Source organism: Nocardia sp. NPDC055321 (assembly GCF_053645575.1).
Map to the genome: position 1 here is coordinate 23,294 of NZ_JBSHMS010000016.1, position 17,241 is coordinate 40,534.

Consider the following 17,241-nt stretch of genomic DNA (forward strand, 5'->3'; position numbering starts at 1 on the left):
GGGCCGCGACGCCGGCCACCCCGCCGGGGTCCGCGCGGGCGGCAAGGGCCCGCCGGCGGCGCCCCTGGGGGGCCGCCCGGCGACTTCGCCCCCCGCGGCGCCGCGGGCCCGAGACCGTCAGCGGCGGCTTCGTCCTCGACCGACTGACGGTCCGGGTCCGCCGACTACGCGGCGGCAGGCCCTCTACGAATCACGCTGTGCTGCAACAGGTCGCTGTCGCGATGAATCCACCGCGACGGCGACCTGTTCGCTTTTGACGGGCGCGGGCGCGGCTCTTGTTGCGCTCGGGTGGCCCACGGCGCTACCGGGTACCTCACCCCGAGACACGGATGCGGACCAAACGGCGAACACCCCACTCACCGCGGGAACTCACTGATCCGGGTGTTCTGGAAGGTGGTGAACAGCCAGATTGCGTTCTCGCGCACCGCGACCCGGGTCTGCACCGAGCGTGCTTCGGGCGGCGCCGGCTCCCCCGGCAGCATGGGCCGATCACCCACCGTGACCAGCACCGCGACATTCGATGCCGGGAAGCGCAGGGTGGTGGTGTCGGGCTCGGCCATCCGGGTGCCCTTCATGAACCCGTCGAAGCCCTCCTGCATGACGGTGGCGAGTTCTGCTCTGCCCCTCACGAATTCCCCGATCACCGACACGAAATCGGCGTCGGGGGTGAACGTGTCGGCGAACGCGGCGCCGTCGCCCGCAGCCCAGGCGTCCATCTGCGCCCGCAACAGGGAGTGGATGGCAATTTCGTCGGTCTCTCGATCGGTTGTCATGAGACCGACGCTGCCAGCGGCCGGTCACGGTCTCAATGACCTCGGAGGTCATGGCGACTGGGCCGGCCGCAGCACTCCGGTCACTGCCGGTCCACGAACTCCCCGAGTAGCCGCAGGTCGAACGGCCGCAGCACCTCGTCGAGCGCGTCGGCGGGGAGTTCGGGGTGGTCGTAGGTGATGTTCAGCCAGAGCACCGGCAGCTCACCGGCGACGGCCACCATCCGCTCGGGGTCGAGCAGGTCGTTCACCATGTCGCCGGTCGAAAAATAGCCGCGCGCCTGGAATCTCGCGGACGGATACCGCGCGAGCACCGGCGCGAGGGCGTTCTTCAGCTCGAGCAGACGGCCGTAGGCGGCGTGCTTGGTCGCCACTCCCAGCGGGCCCGCCCACTCCCGGCATGCCAGCGTCATCGCTCGACCCTACGTACCCCACGACGTGCCGGTCGAGCTTGGAATCGTGCGGCGCAATCGGTCATTTTCTCAGACCCCGGCCCGCCCGATCACGTCGTCGAGCACGTCGCGCGAGCGCAGCAGATCGCGAATCTTGCGATCGATGCGGGCGCGTTCCACCTTCAGCTCGTCCACCAGTTCCGGCGTCGCGAATTCGTTTGCCCCGCCGTCGGTATCGCGCATGCACGGCAGGATCTGGAAGATCTTGCGGCTGGACAGCCCTGCCGCGTACAGCTCCTGAATGTGAATGACCCGGTCCACCGCCATCTCGGGATAGTCCCGGTGCCCGCCCGGCGTGCGCCCGGACACCAGCAGGCCCTGCTCCTCGTAGTAGCGCAGCGAGCGTTCACTGACGCCGGTGCGCGCGGCCAGCTCTCCGATGCGCATCCGCCACCTGGTCTTTCTCATTCGGACTTGATTCTCACATCAATGTGAAGTTTTACCGTACCCGCATGACGCACACAGCAGCACCCGCCGACCTCTTCGACACCGCCCGCCTCGGCGGCCTCGAACTACCGAATCGCCTTGTCATGGCGCCGATGTCACGTCAGCGCGCCACCGCCGACGGCACCCCCACCGACCTGATGGCCACCTACTACGCCCAGCGCGCGAGCGCCGGGCTGATCGTCGCCGAGGCCGCCACCCCCAGCCTCGTCGGCAAGACCTTCGCCGGCATTCCCGGCATCTACACCGACGCCCACATCGCCGGATGGCGGCGGGTCACCGACGCGGTGCACGCCGAGGGCGGGCGTATCTTCCTGCAGTTGCAGCACGGCGGGCGGATCGGGCATCCCGACAACACCGGCCACACTCCCCTCGCCCCGTCGGCGACCACCCTGCCCGGCACCGTCCACACCGCCGCCGGGGCGCGGCCCGCGGTTGAGCCGCTGGCCATGACGGAAGACCAGATCCGTTCCACGACCGACGATTTTGTTCAGGCGGCACGGAACGCGATGGCCGCGGGCTTCGACGGCGTCGAAGTGCACAGCGCGAACGGCTTTCTGCTGCACCAGTTCCTGTCCGGCAATACGAATCAGCGCACCGACGGCTACGGCGGCACGATCGCCGGCCGGATCCGTTTCACCGTCGAGGTGGTCGAGGCCGTCAGCGCCGCCATCGGCCCCGAACGCGTGGGCGTGCGCATCGCCCCCGGCGTCACGGCCAACGCGATAGCCGAAACCGATACCGCCGAGCTCTATCCGGCCCTCGTCGAGGCACTCGCGAGCACCCGCCCGGCCTACCTGCACGTCGTGTTCGCCGACCCGCGGTCCCCCGTCTTCGAGGCCATCCGCCGCGACTGGCCCGGCACGCTGATCGCCAATCCCTACCTGGGCTGGGGTGAGCCGCTGCCCGCCGACGGCGGAAAGCACGCCGCCGACCGGCTGCTCGCCGCGGGGGCCGACCTCGTTTCCCTCGGCCGGCCGTTCCTGGCCAATCCTGATCTGGTCGAACGCCTCCGTCACGACGCGGCGATCACTCCGTTCCGTGAGGCCTACTTCTACGGCGGCGACGCGACGGGCTACACCGACTATCCCGTTCTCGCGGGCGTGCGCGCCTGATCGCGCACAGACACGAGGCCCCGACACCACTGCGCGCGGACCACGGGCCGAAATGATCGGGGCACCAGCTCACGTTCGAGGCAGGGTGCGGTGCGCGCTCGCACCGGCGGCGGGCTCCGTGTTGTCACGTCGACCCGACAGCCCACGCGCTGCCGGGGATTGCCGACTCACACCATCCAGGCGAGCTCTCCGGTCTCGATGTGCCGGGCGGTCCGCTCGAGCCAATCGATGTCGTGCCGCAGCCGCGACAGCAGGTAGTGGGCCTCGATCATGTGGATCTCCGGGCCCGTCACCTCGGACACGGCTCGTTCGAGTCGGCTCACCTCGGCCCGGATGCGCGCGACTCGATCCCCGACCACCTCGATCGCATCGGGACGCGGCAGCACCCCGAGGTAGGCGAGGGCGGTGATGAACGTGGGACCGCCGGTGAGATCCGCGTCGCCCACTTGCCGGCGCACCTGCTCGGCCAGCACGGCCACGCCCGGCCCGGTGACCGTGAGAGCACCGCGCTCATCGTCGTTCGCCGGGGCAACCCAACCCTCGGCGGTGAGACGGTCCAGGAGCGTATAGACGGTCGCATTGCGCACACGCAGGTAGTCGTACCGGCGTTTCAGCTCGCTGAACAGCGCGTACGGGTGGCGTGGCTGTTCGACCAGCAGCCCGAGTATGGGCAGCACCAGGGGGTTGTCGAGCGCGTTCTTGGGCACCAGCGCAGCCTACGCGAATAGCCGTATACGGCTACCACTGCTACCTTGTAGCCGTATACGGCTATTTGGAGGTATCGCATGATTTTCGGGATCTGGCCGGGCGTTGTCGCCGCCGACCTCGTCGACTTCCGCCCGCTCGAGTGCCCGCCGGAAGACCCCGCCGCGACCCTGTCGGCGCTGCGGCAGTTGCAGGGTCCAGCGTCCGCGTTCTACGTGCGCTGCTACCGCCACTTCGGAGCCAACCCGCGAGAGCGGCCGGAAATCTCCCGAGCCCCCGTGGACCCCGGGGCGTACGCGGGTGAGGGACGGCTCATCGATCTGGTCGCGTGCTATCAGAGCTCCGAACCCGATCCGGCCGGATTCGCCGAGTTCGTTCGGACGGCCGTGCGAGACGTGGCGATGTGGGGCGGTGGCAAGGTGCAGGTCGGTGAGGAGCTGAACATGCCGGCGCCCCAGGATGGCGGCAGCCCAGGGTGTTTCGAGGCCATCGCCGCCGGAGTCGCCGCGGCGTTCTCCGAGCGCGAGCGACTGGGCGCCGACGTGGAGATCGGTGTGAACTCGACCGGTATGGCCGGACCCGAGTTCTGGCAGCGCATGGCCGCCGCGGTCGGCCCGAAGTATCTGCCCGCACTGGATTACGTTGGTGTGGACTTCTTTCCCGACGTGTTCCGCCGGATCCCCCACGAGCAGCTGGCGGGATCGGTCACCTACATCCTCGAGGACTTCCGTGCCGTCACGAAAGCCGCTGGGGTACCGGGCAATACGCCCGTGCACGTCACCGAGACCGGATGGCCGACCGGCCCCGGCCGAGACGAGCGAACACAGTGCGCCGTCCTCGAGGCGGTGGCCGCCGCCGCACTCGACACGGACCTCGGCATCACGGCGTACGAATTCTTCGGCCTACGCGATGGCCGCAGCGACGCCGACTGGTCCGGCCGTTTCGGCCTCCTGCGCGACGACTACTCGCCCAAGCCCGCCTTTCACACCGTGCGCGAACTCGTCGCCTGCCGATCCGCACCTCGCGCCGGAATGCGATAGCCCCCGTCAAGAGCAGGAAGATACGACCCCGTGACGTTGACCTTCTAGCTTCGGGATGTCAGTGAATCCACCTCGGAAGGGCCGACATGCTGCATACCGACATCCCCACCCGCTCCGAACTCGAAGCGCTGGTCAACGCTTCGGCGCCGTGGTCCGTATCGATCTACACCCCGACGGAAGCCGATACCCCGACACCGGAGGAGAACCGCATCGCGTTCTCCAACCAGACGCGCGAGGCCCTCGAGCTGGTGTCGGATCGGCGAGCACGCTCGTCCCTGGCGGAGGAACTCGAGGACCTCATCGACGACGAGGACTTCTGGCGATTCCAGTCGCGCACGCTGGTCGTGCACGCGACCCCGGAACGCATGCGCACCTTCCGGGTTCCCAATCGGCTCGAGCCGGGTGTCACCGTCGGTGATCGCTTCTTCGTCAAACCGCTGTTGCGGGCGGTGACCTTCCCGCAGTCGGCCTTCGTGCTGGCCCTCGCCGAAGGTTCGGTGCGGCTGGTGGAGATCACCCCGGACAGTCCCGCCGCGGAAGTGCGGGTTCCCGGGCTGCCGACCAGCGCCGCCGACTACGCGCGCAAATCGTCGTTGAGCGGACGAGCGCCCAAGGGCCGGATCCAAGGCACGGAAGGTCGCAAACTCCGGGTTCGCCAGTACGCGCGGGCGGTCGATCAGGAATTGCGCGATCTGCTGACCGGCCGCGATCTGCCCCTGATTCTGGCCGCGACCGAGCCGATCGCCGGGCTGTTCCGCTCGGTGAACAGCTACGACGGGCTCCTAGAGGACACCATCGCGGGCAATCCCGAACACCTCACCGACGAGGAACTCGCGACACGTGCCCGCACGATCCTGGACGATCACTACGCCCGCGAACTGTCCGGCCTGCGCGAGCTGTTCGACCTGCGGCGGGCCGAGGGCCGAGCCACGACCGACCTGTCCGACGTCGCCCGCGCCGCGACCTTCGGCGCCGTCGACACCCTCCTGGTCGATATCGACACCACGATTCACGGAACGATCGCCGAAACCGACGGAACCCTCACGCTCGCAGCGGACTCGGATGCCGACACCCCGGGTGTCGTGGACGAGATAGCCCGGCGCGTGCTGCTCTCGAACGGCCGGGTATTGGCCGTGCGCACCGCCGACATCCCGGACTCCGCGCCGGCCGCGGCGATCCTGCGCTACTCCGTGTGAGCGGAGGCGCACACCCACGCCGGTGCGTGTTGCCGAGAGCATCTCCGTTGCGCTGGAACAGTTCACGGCCTCGACATGGATGAGCCGCGAGCCGGTCAGCCCCGTGCCGCGGCCAGGTAGCGACCGGCCTGCTGGATCTGCAGGACGCTCTCACCGGAACCACCACCGTCGCACGGGATGACCGCGCCGGACACATAACCGGCGGCAGAGGACGACAGGAACATCGCCAGCGCGGCGATCTCGGCGGTGGTGCCCAGCCGTCCCAGCGGAACGGTCGCGACCGCACCACCGTCGTCGTCGCCGGGGGTGAGCCGAGCCAGTCCCTCGGTGCCCGCGATCGGGCCCGGCGCGATGGCGTTGACCCGAATCCCCTTGTCGCCCCACTCCATTGCGAGCACACGGGTCAGCTGATCGACGCCGGCCTTCGCGGCGCACACATGTGCCTGGTAGCGGACCGGAATCGAGCCCTGCGGGGCGGTGATGTTGATGACCGAGGCCCCGGGCGCGAGGTGTGCCACACCGGCCCGCATGACGTGAAAGGTGCCGTTGAGGTCTATGTCGACCACGACCTTGAACCCGTTGGACGACAGCGACTCCGCCTCGGCGAGGAAGTTGCCGGCCGCACCCGAGACCAGGACGTCGATGGCGCCCCATTCGGCGGCGATCCGCTCGAACACCTCCTCGACCGCGGCCATGTCCCGCACGTCGGCCGTGAACCCGAGCACGCGTCCACCGTGCGCTTCGAGGTGAGCGACGGCCGCCTCGACGTTGGCGGGCTTGCGGCTGATCACCGCCACGGCCGCACCGCGCGCGGCGAACGCCTCGGCGATCCCGAGGTTGATCCCGCTCGTGCCCCCGAAGACGACGACCTTCCGGCCGGTGAAGTCGAACTGAATATCCATGCGCTGCACTCCCTTTGGTGATTCGAACGAGCTTCGCCGTTCACTCCCGCCCGGCGGACCGCTCGCCGTGATAGCGGTGCCAGGAGACTATGGCCGGGATCGTTGTTTGTGCAATAAGTTGCATAAAACATGTGACACCCGTCACCACGAGGGCGCGAGACGGCGCTTCCGCCCCGGTCCTGACGCACGAGCCGGGAAAACGACCCCTCTAAAGTTCGGGGAATGGCACTGCAGTTCGCGATCCTGACCGCGCTGACCGACCGCGAGGCGGGCGGCTTCGAACTGGCCAGGCGATTCGATCGCGTCTACGGCTACTTCTGGTCGGCCTCGCATCAGCAGATCTACAAGGAACTCGATCGACTGCACGCCGCCGGCCTGGTCACCGAAGTGCCCCAGCCCGAACGGCCCGGCCGCGGCCAGCCCAAACAGTTCGCCATCACCCCCGCCGGCACCGATGCCCTGCGCGAGTGGATCGGCGAGATCGACGAGCCCACCCACCCGCGCGAGTCACTGATCGTCAAAGTGCGCGCCGCCGCAGCCGTCGGCGATGTCGAGGGCCTGCGTGCGGTGATCAACCACCACCTGACCGTGCACGCCTCCACCCTCGGCAAATACACCGACATCGAGAAGCGCGACTTCCCGGACACATCCCCCGCCACCGATCCTCTGCGCCACCTGGTCCTCAAAGCCGGTATCGCGATGGAACGCACCTGGGCCGACTGGTGCCGGGAAGCACTCGACACCCTCGATGCCCTCACGGACTCGGAGACCACGGTTCCCTGACCGGTCGGTCTTCACCGATCGCGGTTCGGCCGCGTCGATCCGGGCATTGCCGATGCGATGTCCGTCACCTACTCGACGATTCGGTCGCCTAACGATCCGCCCGTGACGTGCGCGGCGGACCCGTGCGACCGCCGAGCATGGGGTAGGAGACAGTGATGGCAGCGATCGGCATGTGTACCCCTTGCGAGGTCAGCGGGCGTGTCGCGCTCATCGCCGCCGGGACCGGAAGCGGGCGTGAACGAGCCGTGGGGAGCGACCACGGATGCACGCGCCGGACCCGAACCGTGCCCCCGGGGCCGGGTCACGGGGCTTGACCCTGCCCCAAGGGCACGGTTTCTACTGATCGGTAACAGTGCATGCCTCACCCGGAGGCAACCTGCTCGCGAACACGGAGGGACTCATGGCGTCGTTTCTATACCGCGTGGGACGGTTCTCCTACCGCCGATGGTGGGCGGTCCTGGGGGCCTGGATCCTCATGGCGGTGGTGCTGAGCGCGGTCGGCGGTGCCATTTCCAAGCCTTTCGAGGACAGCTTCGAGCTGCCGGGCAGTGCCGCGGTCGAGGCGCAGGAGAAGCTCATCGAGCGCTTCCCCGAGCGCGCCGATCAGGAAGGCGTCCCCGCCACGATCGTCGTGCAGTCCACCAACGGCGCACGACTGGACCAGGGCGCCGATCACGCGGCCGTCGAGCAGGTGGTGGCCAAGCTGCGTGAGGTCCCGCAGCTGACGCCCGAGGCGCGCGCCGCGATCGTCGACCCCACCGTGGGACCGGCGGCCGTCGAGAATCTGAACGCGGACGGCACGGTCGCGTTGATCAAGCTCACGCTCGACGCGAAGCCCAGCGGCGCCGACAACGGCGTGACCGAAGCCTCGATCGAGAAGGTGACCGAGGCCAAGGAGATCGGGCGCGCGGCGGGTCTGGTCGTCGAGAGCGCCGGCGGCGCGAACGAGAAGATCGCCGAGCCGCCGGCCGAGCTGATCGGCATCATCGTGGCCGTGGTGGTCATGATCATCACCTTCGCGTCGCTGCTGGCCATGGCTATGCCGCTGACCGCCGCGATCGTCGGAATCATGATGTCCACCTCGGTGATCTCCATCGGCACGGCGTTCATGACGCTGGGCACCTCGACCACCGGCCTGGCGACGATGATCGGTCTCGCGGTCGGTATCGACTACTCGCTGTTCGTCATCTCGCGATACCGGTACGAGACGACCAGGACCAATGACCGCGCGCATGCCGCCGGCGTCGCGGTCGGCACGGCGGGTTCGGCGGTCGTATTCGCCGGCGCCACAGTAGTTATCGCGCTCGTCGCGCTCAGCCTGACCGGCATGTCGTTCCTGGCGCAGATGGGTCTCGGCGCCGCGGTGACCGTCGTCATGGCCGTGCTGGTCGCGCTGACCGTGCTGCCCGCGCTGCTGGGTCTGTTCAAGTCGGCCGTGTTCAAGCCGCGGCTGCCCCTGCTGTGGACGCCGGAGCACTCGACCGGTCCCACGGTCGGACATCGCGTGGGCGTCGAGCTGACCAAGCGTCCCCTGCCTTACCTGATCGTCGCGGCCGTGGCGCTCATCCTTGCCGCGCTGCCCATTTCGCAGCTGCAGCTGGGGCTGGACATCACGCCGCAGTCGGACAAGACCGCGGTCAAGATCGAGCGGGACGCGTTCGGCGCGGGCAAGTCCTCGCCGCTGCTCGTGGTGGTCGCGGCGAACGATCCCGCGGGTATGGCGCAGGCGTCGGAACAGATGAAGGAGCGCCTGAGCGGGATGGCGCACATCACCCCGCAGGGCGTGATCGGCCCGGTGCCGAACGCGGCGCAGGACTCGGCACAGTTCGTCGTGATCCCCGATCACGGCCCGGCGAGCCGGGAGACGGGTGATCTGCTGGCCGATATGCGCTCGGCCGCAAAGGATGTCGAAGCCTCGACCGGGATCTTCGTCGGAATCGGCGGCGCGGCCGCCATCAACGCGGACTTCTCCAGTGCGCTCACCGACAAGCTGCCGCTGTACCTCGTGGTGGTCGTCGGACTCGCGTTCCTGCTGCTGATGGTCGTGTTCCGCTCGGTGGTCGTGCCGCTGATCGCGTCGGCGGGCTTCCTGCTCTCGATCGCGGCCACGTTCGGCGTCACCGTCGGGTTCTTCCAGAACGGCTGGCTGGGCTGGATCAAACCCGAGGACCAGGGGCCGATCCTGGTGTTCATGCCGATCTTCTTGATAGGCATCGTGTTCGGCCTCGCTATGGATTACCAGGTCTTCCTGGTGAGCCGCATGCGCGAGGAGTACCACCACGGTGCGTCGGCACTGGACGCGATCCGCACCGGGTACGGCGCCGGAGCCCGCGTGATCACGGCCGCCGCGCTGATCATGATCTCGGTGTTCGCGGGCTTCACCCTCTCGAACGAGACGTTCCTGAAGCTGATGGGCTTCGCGATGGCTGCCGCGATCATCTTCGACGCCTTCCTCGTTCGCATGGTGATCATGCCGACCACGATGGCGTTGCTGGGCGATCGCGCCTGGTGGATGCCGGCCTGGCTGGATCGGATTCTGCCGCGCATCGACGTCGAGGGTGAGAACCTGCGCGTGGAACCGGCCGAGCAGAAGGAGGCGGTGCCCGCCGGCGCCCGGTCCGACGGCTCCTGAGCAAGCCCCGGGGGTCGTGCGCATCGCGCGACCCCCGGTAGCGAACAGATCCGATGAGCAACCACCTGGCAGGTAGAGTCGAGGTAGCGAGATGGGCTGGAGCACAAGACAACTGGCCGAGTTGGCCGGTACCACCGTCAAGACGATCCGGCACTATCACCAGGTGGGTCTGCTGGACGAGCCCGAGCGCGCGTCGAACGGCTACAAGCAGTACGGATCCGCCCATCTGGTGCGACTGCTACAGATCCTGCGCATGAAGGATCTCGGCATCCCGCTGGCGCAGATCCGCACGATGGCCCGCGCGGACCAGGATCCGGAGGCGGCGATCCGCCTGCTGGACGCCGACCTCGCCGCCACCATCGAACGGCTGCAACGGATCCGGGCCGAGCTGGCGGTGATCCTCGAGCTCCGCGCGCCGATCGACACCCCGGCCCCGTTCCACTCGATTCAGCACACGATGTCCGAGCGCGACAAGGGAATCGCCACGGTGCTCTCCCGCGTGTTCAACGATGACGCGCTTGAGGATTTCCGGCAGATGATGTCCGAACCGAGCGCCGCGGACGAGCCCTTCGATCGCCTGGACGAGGATGCGGACGATGCCCGGATCGAGTCCGTCGCCCAACTGCTCGCGACACAGATGGCCGAGCACCGCGAACGGTTCACCTGGCTCGAGGACATCTACTCCGCGGTGCCCCGGGGGCAGCGGTTCGCCGAAATGGCGTTGGGCACGGCGATGCCGGAGCTGCTCAATCCGGCCCAGCTCGCGGCCTGCGTGCGGGCGCTGGAGATCGTGGAGGAAGCCGGCTCACTGGGCCCCACGCCCGATACGCAGGGCTGAGCACTCGGGCGTTTCGACCCGAGGGCATCTGCGCGCACGACCGACCAAATCTCACAGCTCCGGCTTCGGCAGCCGGTCCAGGAACGCGGCGATGAGCGGGGCGATCTCGCCGAGGTGGGTTTCCAGGGCGAAGTGGCCGGTGTCGAACAGGTGCAGCTCGGCGTCCGGGACGTCGGTGAGGTACGCCTGGGCGCCGGGCGCGGGGAAGAAGGGGTCGTTCGCGCCCCAGGTGACGAGGGTGGGCGGGGTGTGCTTGCGGAGCAAGGCCTGCCAGGCGGGGTAGCGGGCGACGTTGGACTTGTAGTCGAAGGCGAGGGCCACCTGCGCTTCCTTGCGGCCGGGCAGATCCAGGAAATGCTGGTCCAGCAGCCAGGATTCCGGGGACAGCGCGGTTGGGTCGGCGACGCCGGTCTCGTACTGGCCGCGGGTGCCGTCGAGGGTGAGGAGTCCACGGATCGTGTCTTCGGCTCCGTCCTGCTCGGGGCGCAGCGCCGTGAAGCCACGCGCGGCGTCGGAAAGCCCTGCCTCGTAAGCGTTTCCGTTCTGTACGACCAACCCGGTGATCCACTCCGGATGGCGTTCGGCGAGGCGGAAGCCGATCGGCGCGCCGAAGTCGAAGACGTACATCGCGAAGCTCGTCAGGCCCAGACGTTGCACGAAGCCCTCGGTGATGTCGGCCAGACGGTCGAAGGTGTACTCGAAATCAGCCGGGGCGGTGGTGTTTCCGAAGCCCGGGTAGTCGGGCGCGATCAGCCGGTAGCGGTGGCCGAGCAGGTCGATGAGCCGGCGGAACTGGTGGGACGCGGAGGGGAAACCGTGCAGCAGCAACAAGGTTGGCGCGTCAGCGTCGGCGGGCACGGACTCGCGGTAGAAGACGTTCACGCCGTCGACATCGAGGTGACGGTGGTGGATCAGCGGCAAACTCACGGCGTTCACATGCTTTCTTTCGAAGATTATGCATTACATGTACCCGCCCGCCCTCTAATGTGTCAAGTCGGTGAGTTAGCATTAGGTCATGCGTGAGGCGTCATTCCTGATCGGCGAGCCCTTGGCGCTGGACCTGGTCAACACCCGTCCGGCGGGCATCGACCTGCTCAGTACGCGGGACCAGTTGGCCGACTGGCTTGGCAAACAGGCCGATCGGCTACCCGAACGGCCAGAACACCCGACCGCCGAGGATCTGCGCCATGTGCGACGGGTCCGCGATCATGTCGCGACGGTCCTCGAGGCGCTGCTCGACCACCGTCCGCCACCGCCCGCCGCGCTGCGCGGATTGACCGACGCCCAATCCGCGGCGCCCGCGATCCGCCGTCTGGAATGGAACGGCACCACGCTCACCGCCACCGCACACCGCACCGGGGACAGCGGCATCCGGCTGGCTGCGGCCCTGGCCGAATCCGCCGTCGAACTCCTCACCGACCCGGCGATCACCCGCTTGAAACGATGCGAGGCGGACGACTGCGTCCTGTTGTTCGTGCCGGCGCATCCGCGACGCCGCTGGTGCTCACCCCAGCGCTGCGGCAACCGAATTCGCGTTGCCCGCTACTACGATCGTCACTCATCGAACTGAGTCGAGACAGCGAAACGACGCCTCGGGTCGCCTACGATGCGGCAGTTCTCACCAGGCCCGCCGACATCAAATTCGGTTGCGGGGCCGACAAGTGCCGTGGTCTTTTGACCACATATGAAACAGCAGCGACCCGCAACCGCACGGACCATCACCGACGGGATGAAACTGCACCGGCACACGGTGCGGGGGTCCGATCGCGTCCGAACGGTCATCACCCTTCGCCCCGGGACACGAGCCCGGTTCAGCACGAACCGTTTTCACGACACCTGGCATGTGCTGTCGGATGACCACGGCGCCCAGATGCTGTCGCGTCTGCTGTGGGGACTGTCGTATCAGGCTCGGCCCGGCACGGTCGTGCTCATCGATCGCCGGTTCCTCACCCCGAATCCGTTCGACGCCGACCCCGCCGACCCGATCGTGTTGGTTCCCGGCTGGTGCACGCGCTTCGACGATCACGCGGCCCGTCAGGTGCGCGGCCGATCACCGCAGCGGCACCCGGACGGCACGGTCCGCTGGCACACCTTCGGCTTGGATCGGGCGCTCGACCACGAGCCCGCCGACCGCGAGCGAGTGCGCGGGCGTCCCCGCGAGGACATCGGAAGTGTCACGCGCCGTAACGGACTGCTCGTTGTAACTCCCAGCACTCCCGAGGACGCCCGCAGCTGGGCGCTGCAGGCGGCGCGCCTGGATCCAGGCAACCGATGGGAGTCCGACTACACGTACCTCGGCCCCTGGGACTACGGATACCAGGGCGAGGTACAGATCTTCCGCCGCTTCCACTCGATGGTGAGCGTGGCCTCCCGAGCCCGGGCCCAGGTCCTCGCCGCCGCCAATCCCCCGACCGATCCCGACGCCCTCCGACCGGCCGTGTGGCAACAGTCGGAACGTGTACGCGGCGACGCACACCTGCGCGTCCGCGAATGGCGTGATTACAGCTACCAATTAGGCGAGGCGGCCGCCGTCCTCCTTGCGCGAGCCGGTGTTTCGACCCTCGACGAGCTCGCCGAGGTCGGTTCGGTCGAGGCGTACCGCCGGATGCGCGCGGCCGGTACGCCGGGCCTGGACCGCGAGATGCTCTGGGCGATGGAGGGTGCGCTCACCTACCGCGACCGGCGCAATGTCTCGACCGAGCGGCGCCAGGAAATGCTGGCCGAGCTGGGCGAGGAGCCTGCGCGCCCGCCGACGGGGGTGTCGACCGGCACCGCATCGAGAGCCGGACGGTACACAATGACGCGGGCAAATCGCTTGCGGCCGAACGTATCCCGGACTCCCTGACCGCGTGGGCGATGAATGCTCCCAGGCCTCTCGAACGGCCGACACTCACCCTGCTGGGGACTGCGTCCGCACCATCGCCAGCTGTTCCTCGGCCAACCACGGCTCGTCGATGCCGAGCATCTCATCAGCCTGCTTGGACATGGCCCACATGTCACGATCGAGTCGATCCTCGATTGCCCCGATAACCCAAGCGGATACGTCGCCCTCGGCGACCGCGCGAATCCGCTGAACCAGCTGGTCCGGAATCTGCAAGGACAGAGGCATGCTCATGCCAATGACGGTACCCACTGCGACGACCGTGCGAGCCTCAGATCCGACCGAATCTTCCTATTGTGCGGCAACAGCGATGACGACGACCGCAAGGATCGCAAACGCCAACCACAGGTAGCCGAGCACCAACCCTGCCAATGCGAGTCCGTCGCCCTGTTCGCCCGTTACGCGGATCTGGGACCGGGCGAGGTGACCGACGGGGATCGCTGCGACGGGCAGCACCAATCCCAAGACCAGGGCCACGATCGAGAGCGAGTTCGTACGGGGGTTGAACGGACCTGCGGGCACGGCTGGGACGTGGCGACCGGCTGCCCGGATGATGACGGCGCCGGCGACGCCCACCGCGACAAGGAACAGCCCGATCGCGAAGTTCCAGACACCGAGTTCGTTCATGGCCGGTACCTGTTCCGCCGCAACGTAATAGGTGCCCAGCCACGCGAGACCGAGTAGCAGCGGGATCAGGAAAACCATCCAAGCCGCGCTGGATGGTGCAGGGGCTGGGCTCGCGGGCGGTGGAAGCTGGGGGTTGGAATTCGTCATGGACAACCCTTCGACGTGACCGAGTCTCCCACTGTCTACGCCATTTCGACTGCGTACTAGCCTTTTTCGATCCGGACATCGATCGGACATCGACGTCGCCTAGACCCGATGCCCGCCCGCTTTCGCCTGGACCGGCTAGTTCGACAGCAGTGCCTCGAGCGTCGCGATTGTCAGCTCATTGTTCTCGTGCAGGACGGCCGTCATGCCCACGGATTCCGCGCCGACCACCGCGATCGCGGCGTCGTCGACGAACACCGCCTCGCCGGGCTCGACACCGAGCCGTCGACACGCGAGAAGGTAGATCCGCGGGTCCGGCTTGGCCATCCGGACCTCGTGGGAGTACACGATGTCGTCGACCAGCTCCTCGAAACCGTAAGCCGCGCTTTCCCGCTCGCGCGCTCCGACGAAGCTGTTGCTCAGCAGCCCGGTCCGGTACCGGGGCCGCAGGCCAGCCAGGTAGTCGATGAGCTCCGAGTTCGCGACCCCGAGGTACTGCGCCCACATGTCGGCGATAACCGCGTCCGCGACGTGCCCATCAACCGACAGACCACTAGAGATCGCTTCCCGCACTTGCGATTCGGTGACGTCCCCAACTTCTCCCGCCGCCCAGATCTCAAATAACTCCGGCCCGACGTCGCCGAGCGCCAACCCCAACCGCCCCAGCCAGTCCCCGATGAACGTCATCTCCGAGTTCACCGCGAGCACTCCACCGATGTCGAACACGACCGCCCGTACCCCCATGGCCGCGAGTCTAGCGACGCCACGCAGATCCGATTGCCGGGCACACGATCTCGGCCGACGGTATCGTGTGAGGCAGGCACCGCCGGGATGTGGACAACCGCTCGCCGCGGTTCCGCGATTCGCCGGTGCCCAAGCGTGGGGAGGCGCTGTGGACAATCTGCTCAAACTTGTGGCCGTCTCGCTGCCGTTCGTAGTGGCAGCGCTCTGCTTCATCGAAGCTTTCATCTATTGGGGGGATCCGGATGTCCTAGTACCTGCAATCGGCGCGATCGTGATGGGCATCATCGCCTTTGCCTTCGGTGTGGTCGGTCTACTGAGGTGATCGTTTCGGCGTCGGCGCGCGGGGCAGAAGCCGAAAACCCAACGAAGTTGTCGAACACAGACCGGCCAGGGGGCTGCTAGAGGTCGTTCTGCCCCCTGACATGGCTATGCCAGTCCGAAGAACTCGTGGAGTTCCGCCGGAATCCCGTTGGGGTCGGGTTGGAAAATCTCGACCAGCAGACTGTCGGGGCCCTTCGCCATCGCATAGGAGGCCGTGGGCTCGACCCGGATATCGGTGACCGAGTAGCCGGTTGCGCGCACTCGTTCCACGACCGATTCGAGCTCGTCGGTTTGCACGCCGACGTGGTGGACAGTGCCCTGCCCGAGATGCCCGGGCGGCTGGTCGTACAGGTGGATTCGTCCGGTCCCTATGCGTAGGAAGACATTTCGCGCGCCAGCGAAGTCGACATCGTGGACCACCTCCGCACCGAATCCGTCGCGCCAGAAGGCGATGGTCGTCTCGATGTCGGTGGCCATGAGGTGAACGTGATGCATGTTGATCATCGGACGGTGTCCTTGCGGTCGGCGGCGTACAGCGGCGGGCGGTGCAGGACCAGCTTGGTGGTGTGGGCGGTGTACGCCTCGGGCGCGTCATCCCAGTCTGCGGTCAAGGTCGTGACGAACTCGGCGGGAAAGTCTTGTCGGGCAATGAAATCGAGCAGATTCGGCAGGATCGGCCGGACGTTGGAAACACCGACTTTCAGGGTCGCGTCGTTCGCGTACATGTGCATCAGCGGGACCTTCGTGCCCCTGGGCAGGTAGTAGCCGACGGGCTGACAGAATCCGCCCGGCGCGAGCGAGCGCAATGCGGCATCGACCCCGGCGGCCGACGAGGTGCCTTCCACCGCGATGTCATAGTCACGACGAGGGATGTCGGCGAGCCGGAGCTTGCCCTTGGACGTTGCGCGATGCGCCGTGGCGCCGAGCCGTTCGGCGATCGCGAGCCGTTCGGGCCTGTGGTCGACATAGTCGACGACCGAGGCGCCGTGGCGAACCGCCAGTCCGGCGGCATAGAGTCCGATGCTCTGTGCCGCGCCGCCCAGCACGAGGACCCTGCCGTCCGGTCGCACCCGGAGGGCCTGTACCACGCAACGCCAGGCGTCGGAGAGGTTGTCGCTGGCGGCCGCGACCCGTAGCGGGTCGATGCCGGCGGGGATCGGTACGAGCATGTGGTCGGCGAAGGGGATGCGCAACAGGTCCGCGACCATCCCGCCCCAGGGGCCGCTGGCTGGGCCGAAGCCGAACGCCGCCAAGGTCGAGGTGCGGGTGGTGGCGCACTTCGCGGTGATCCCCAGGCGGCATTCGCGGCAGTCTCCGCACGACACCGCCCAGGGCACCACGACCACGTCACCGCGACGCAGAGTGCTGATGTCTTCGCCGACCTCGATCACCTCGGCGACGCATTCGTGGCCGATACCGAACGGACCTCGAAACGGAATCGGCCCACAGATGCCGCCGACAACCGGGTCGATCACCCCGGCCCGTAGACCGAGCTGCATTGCGCGGGAGACATGCCGGTGTATCGGCATGGTGTCGCCATCGCAGCGCCCGGCCACGAACGGGCGCACGATCGCATCCCGCGTATCGGTCAGCACCGGTGCGGGCCGGTCCCGCCATTCCAGGCGTCCGGTGCGAATGAATTGCAGC

The 17,241-nt window shown here is 67.7% G+C and carries 20 protein-coding genes; 9 read left to right on the plus strand and 11 right to left on the minus strand.

The genetic code is table 11. The annotated features are described in order from the left end of the window. Nucleotides 1-356 precede the first annotated feature (356 nt). The 3 genes from ACWIGI_RS24930 to ACWIGI_RS24940 form a co-directional block, all read right to left on the minus strand. Complete coding sequence (locus tag ACWIGI_RS24930) at nt 357-773, minus strand: SgcJ/EcaC family oxidoreductase (protein WP_454204862.1); 417 nt, start codon at nt 771-773, stop codon at nt 357-359. Between the two features lie 80 nt (nt 774-853). After that, nucleotides 854-1,183, minus strand: a complete 330-nt coding sequence (locus ACWIGI_RS24935) for a hypothetical protein (RefSeq protein WP_454204863.1) — start codon at nt 1,181-1,183, stop codon at nt 854-856. A 69-nt stretch (nt 1,184-1,252) separates the two neighbouring features. Then, complete coding sequence (locus ACWIGI_RS24940; RefSeq protein WP_454204864.1) at nt 1,253-1,609, minus strand: MerR family transcriptional regulator; 357 nt, start codon at nt 1,607-1,609, stop codon at nt 1,253-1,255. Between the two features lie 65 nt (nt 1,610-1,674). On the opposite strand from ACWIGI_RS24940, the gene ACWIGI_RS24945 reads away from it, so the two are divergent. Next, on the plus strand, nt 1,675-2,781 hold the full coding sequence (locus tag ACWIGI_RS24945) for an alkene reductase (RefSeq protein WP_454204865.1): 1,107 nt from the start codon (nt 1,675-1,677) through the stop codon (nt 2,779-2,781). A 167-nt stretch (nt 2,782-2,948) separates the two neighbouring features. Here ACWIGI_RS24945 and ACWIGI_RS24950 read toward each other — a convergent pair whose 3' ends face one another. Then, a complete protein-coding gene (locus ACWIGI_RS24950; protein WP_454204866.1) occupies nt 2,949-3,488 on the minus strand; it encodes a PadR family transcriptional regulator in 540 nt (179 codons plus the stop codon). A 78-nt stretch (nt 3,489-3,566) separates the two neighbouring features. On the opposite strand from ACWIGI_RS24950, the gene ACWIGI_RS24955 reads away from it, so the two are divergent. Both ACWIGI_RS24955 and ACWIGI_RS24960 read left to right on the plus strand, forming a co-directional pair. Further along, nucleotides 3,567-4,526, plus strand: coding sequence for a hypothetical protein (locus tag ACWIGI_RS24955; RefSeq protein ID WP_454204867.1), 960 nt, complete (start codon nt 3,567-3,569; stop codon nt 4,524-4,526). Between the two features lie 86 nt (nt 4,527-4,612). Further along, complete coding sequence (locus tag ACWIGI_RS24960) at nt 4,613-5,722, plus strand: baeRF11 domain-containing protein (protein ID WP_454204868.1); 1,110 nt, start codon at nt 4,613-4,615, stop codon at nt 5,720-5,722. Between the two features lie 95 nt (nt 5,723-5,817). Here the strand turns inward: ACWIGI_RS24960 and ACWIGI_RS24965 are convergent, their stop codons facing one another. Then, nucleotides 5,818-6,624, minus strand: a complete 807-nt coding sequence (locus ACWIGI_RS24965) for an SDR family oxidoreductase (protein WP_454204869.1) — start codon at nt 6,622-6,624, stop codon at nt 5,818-5,820. Between the two features lie 222 nt (nt 6,625-6,846). On the opposite strand from ACWIGI_RS24965, the gene ACWIGI_RS24970 reads away from it, so the two are divergent. From ACWIGI_RS24970 to ACWIGI_RS24980, 3 genes are all read left to right on the plus strand, one after another. Then, complete coding sequence (locus ACWIGI_RS24970; RefSeq protein WP_454204870.1) at nt 6,847-7,407, plus strand: PadR family transcriptional regulator; 561 nt, start codon at nt 6,847-6,849, stop codon at nt 7,405-7,407. 400 nt (nt 7,408-7,807) lie between these two features. Beyond that, nucleotides 7,808-10,039, plus strand: a complete 2,232-nt coding sequence (locus tag ACWIGI_RS24975; protein ID WP_454204871.1) for an MMPL family transporter — start codon at nt 7,808-7,810, stop codon at nt 10,037-10,039. 91 nt (nt 10,040-10,130) lie between these two features. Next, complete coding sequence (locus tag ACWIGI_RS24980) at nt 10,131-10,877, plus strand: helix-turn-helix domain-containing protein (RefSeq protein WP_454204872.1); 747 nt, start codon at nt 10,131-10,133, stop codon at nt 10,875-10,877. 51 nt (nt 10,878-10,928) lie between these two features. On the opposite strand, the gene ACWIGI_RS24985 is transcribed toward ACWIGI_RS24980, so the two are convergent. Then, nucleotides 10,929-11,804, minus strand: a complete 876-nt coding sequence (locus tag ACWIGI_RS24985) for an alpha/beta fold hydrolase (protein ID WP_454204873.1) — start codon at nt 11,802-11,804, stop codon at nt 10,929-10,931. 88 nt (nt 11,805-11,892) lie between these two features. On the opposite strand from ACWIGI_RS24985, the gene ACWIGI_RS24990 reads away from it, so the two are divergent. Next, nucleotides 11,893-12,447 (plus strand): CGNR zinc finger domain-containing protein, encoded by a 555-nt coding sequence (locus tag ACWIGI_RS24990; protein ID WP_454204874.1) that lies wholly within the window; start codon nt 11,893-11,895, stop codon nt 12,445-12,447. Nucleotides 12,448-12,720: 273 nt separating this feature from the next. Then, the gene (locus tag ACWIGI_RS24995) at nt 12,721-13,722 is read left to right on the plus strand and encodes a TfoX/Sxy family DNA transformation protein (RefSeq protein WP_454204875.1); all 1,002 of its coding nucleotides are present in this window, start codon (nt 12,721-12,723) and stop codon (nt 13,720-13,722) included. A 45-nt stretch (nt 13,723-13,767) separates the two neighbouring features. Here ACWIGI_RS24995 and ACWIGI_RS25000 read toward each other — a convergent pair whose 3' ends face one another. Genes ACWIGI_RS25000 through ACWIGI_RS25010 form a run of 3 tightly spaced genes read right to left on the minus strand, consistent with a single transcriptional unit; the run spans nt 13,768 to nt 15,273 of the window. Continuing rightward, a complete protein-coding gene (locus ACWIGI_RS25000) occupies nt 13,768-13,992 on the minus strand; it encodes a hypothetical protein (RefSeq protein ID WP_454204876.1) in 225 nt (74 codons plus the stop codon). A gap of 57 nt (nt 13,993-14,049) precedes the next feature. Continuing rightward, nucleotides 14,050-14,622: a cell division protein CrgA gene (locus ACWIGI_RS25005; RefSeq protein WP_454204877.1), complete on the minus strand. Its 573-nt coding sequence runs from the start codon at nt 14,620-14,622 to the stop codon at nt 14,050-14,052. A 45-nt stretch (nt 14,623-14,667) separates the two neighbouring features. Further along, nucleotides 14,668-15,273 carry an HAD family hydrolase gene (locus ACWIGI_RS25010; protein WP_454204878.1) on the minus strand — a complete coding sequence of 202 codons (606 nt, stop codon included), beginning with the start codon at nt 15,271-15,273 and terminating at the stop codon, nt 14,668-14,670. Between the two features lie 148 nt (nt 15,274-15,421). Between ACWIGI_RS25010 and ACWIGI_RS25015 the strand changes: the two genes are divergently transcribed. After that, nucleotides 15,422-15,595 (plus strand): hypothetical protein, encoded by a 174-nt coding sequence (locus ACWIGI_RS25015; protein ID WP_454204879.1) that lies wholly within the window; start codon nt 15,422-15,424, stop codon nt 15,593-15,595. Between the two features lie 104 nt (nt 15,596-15,699). On the opposite strand, the gene ACWIGI_RS25020 is transcribed toward ACWIGI_RS25015, so the two are convergent. Together ACWIGI_RS25020 and ACWIGI_RS25025 are read right to left on the minus strand one after the other, a co-directional pair. After that, nucleotides 15,700-16,098, minus strand: a complete 399-nt coding sequence (locus ACWIGI_RS25020; RefSeq protein WP_454204880.1) for a VOC family protein — start codon at nt 16,096-16,098, stop codon at nt 15,700-15,702. Continuing rightward, nucleotides 16,095-17,189 carry a zinc-dependent alcohol dehydrogenase gene (locus tag ACWIGI_RS25025; protein ID WP_454204881.1) on the minus strand — a complete coding sequence of 365 codons (1,095 nt, stop codon included), beginning with the start codon at nt 17,187-17,189 and terminating at the stop codon, nt 16,095-16,097. Before ACWIGI_RS25025 ends, ACWIGI_RS25020 begins: the two co-directional genes overlap by 4 nt. Nucleotides 17,190-17,241: the final 52 nt, after the last annotated feature.

Bases quoted from the DNA above. Each gene is read 5' to 3' on its own strand.
- ACWIGI_RS24930 (WP_454204862.1), bottom strand. From the start codon at position 773: ATGACAACCGATCGAGAGACCGACGAAATTGCCATCCACTCCCTGTTG.
- ACWIGI_RS24935 (WP_454204863.1), bottom strand. From the start codon at position 1,183: ATGACGCTGGCATGCCGGGAGTGGGCGGGCCCGCTGGGAGTGGCGACC.
- ACWIGI_RS24940 (WP_454204864.1), bottom strand. From the start codon at position 1,609: ATGCGCATCGGAGAGCTGGCCGCGCGCACCGGCGTCAGTGAACGCTCG.
- ACWIGI_RS24945 (WP_454204865.1), top strand. From the start codon at position 1,675: ATGACGCACACAGCAGCACCCGCCGACCTCTTCGACACCGCCCGCCTC.
- ACWIGI_RS24955 (WP_454204867.1), top strand. From the start codon at position 3,567: ATGATTTTCGGGATCTGGCCGGGCGTTGTCGCCGCCGACCTCGTCGAC.
- ACWIGI_RS24960 (WP_454204868.1), top strand. From the start codon at position 4,613: ATGCTGCATACCGACATCCCCACCCGCTCCGAACTCGAAGCGCTGGTC.
- ACWIGI_RS24965 (WP_454204869.1), bottom strand. From the start codon at position 6,624: ATGGATATTCAGTTCGACTTCACCGGCCGGAAGGTCGTCGTCTTCGGG.
- ACWIGI_RS24970 (WP_454204870.1), top strand. From the start codon at position 6,847: ATGGCACTGCAGTTCGCGATCCTGACCGCGCTGACCGACCGCGAGGCG.
- ACWIGI_RS24975 (WP_454204871.1), top strand. From the start codon at position 7,808: ATGGCGTCGTTTCTATACCGCGTGGGACGGTTCTCCTACCGCCGATGG.
- ACWIGI_RS24980 (WP_454204872.1), top strand. From the start codon at position 10,131: ATGGGCTGGAGCACAAGACAACTGGCCGAGTTGGCCGGTACCACCGTC.
- ACWIGI_RS24990 (WP_454204874.1), top strand. From the start codon at position 11,893: ATGCGTGAGGCGTCATTCCTGATCGGCGAGCCCTTGGCGCTGGACCTG.
- ACWIGI_RS25000 (WP_454204876.1), bottom strand. From the start codon at position 13,992: ATGAGCATGCCTCTGTCCTTGCAGATTCCGGACCAGCTGGTTCAGCGG.
- ACWIGI_RS25005 (WP_454204877.1), bottom strand. From the start codon at position 14,622: ATGTCCGATCGATGTCCGGATCGAAAAAGGCTAGTACGCAGTCGAAAT.
- ACWIGI_RS25010 (WP_454204878.1), bottom strand. From the start codon at position 15,273: ATGGGGGTACGGGCGGTCGTGTTCGACATCGGTGGAGTGCTCGCGGTG.
- ACWIGI_RS25020 (WP_454204880.1), bottom strand. From the start codon at position 16,098: ATGATCAACATGCATCACGTTCACCTCATGGCCACCGACATCGAGACG.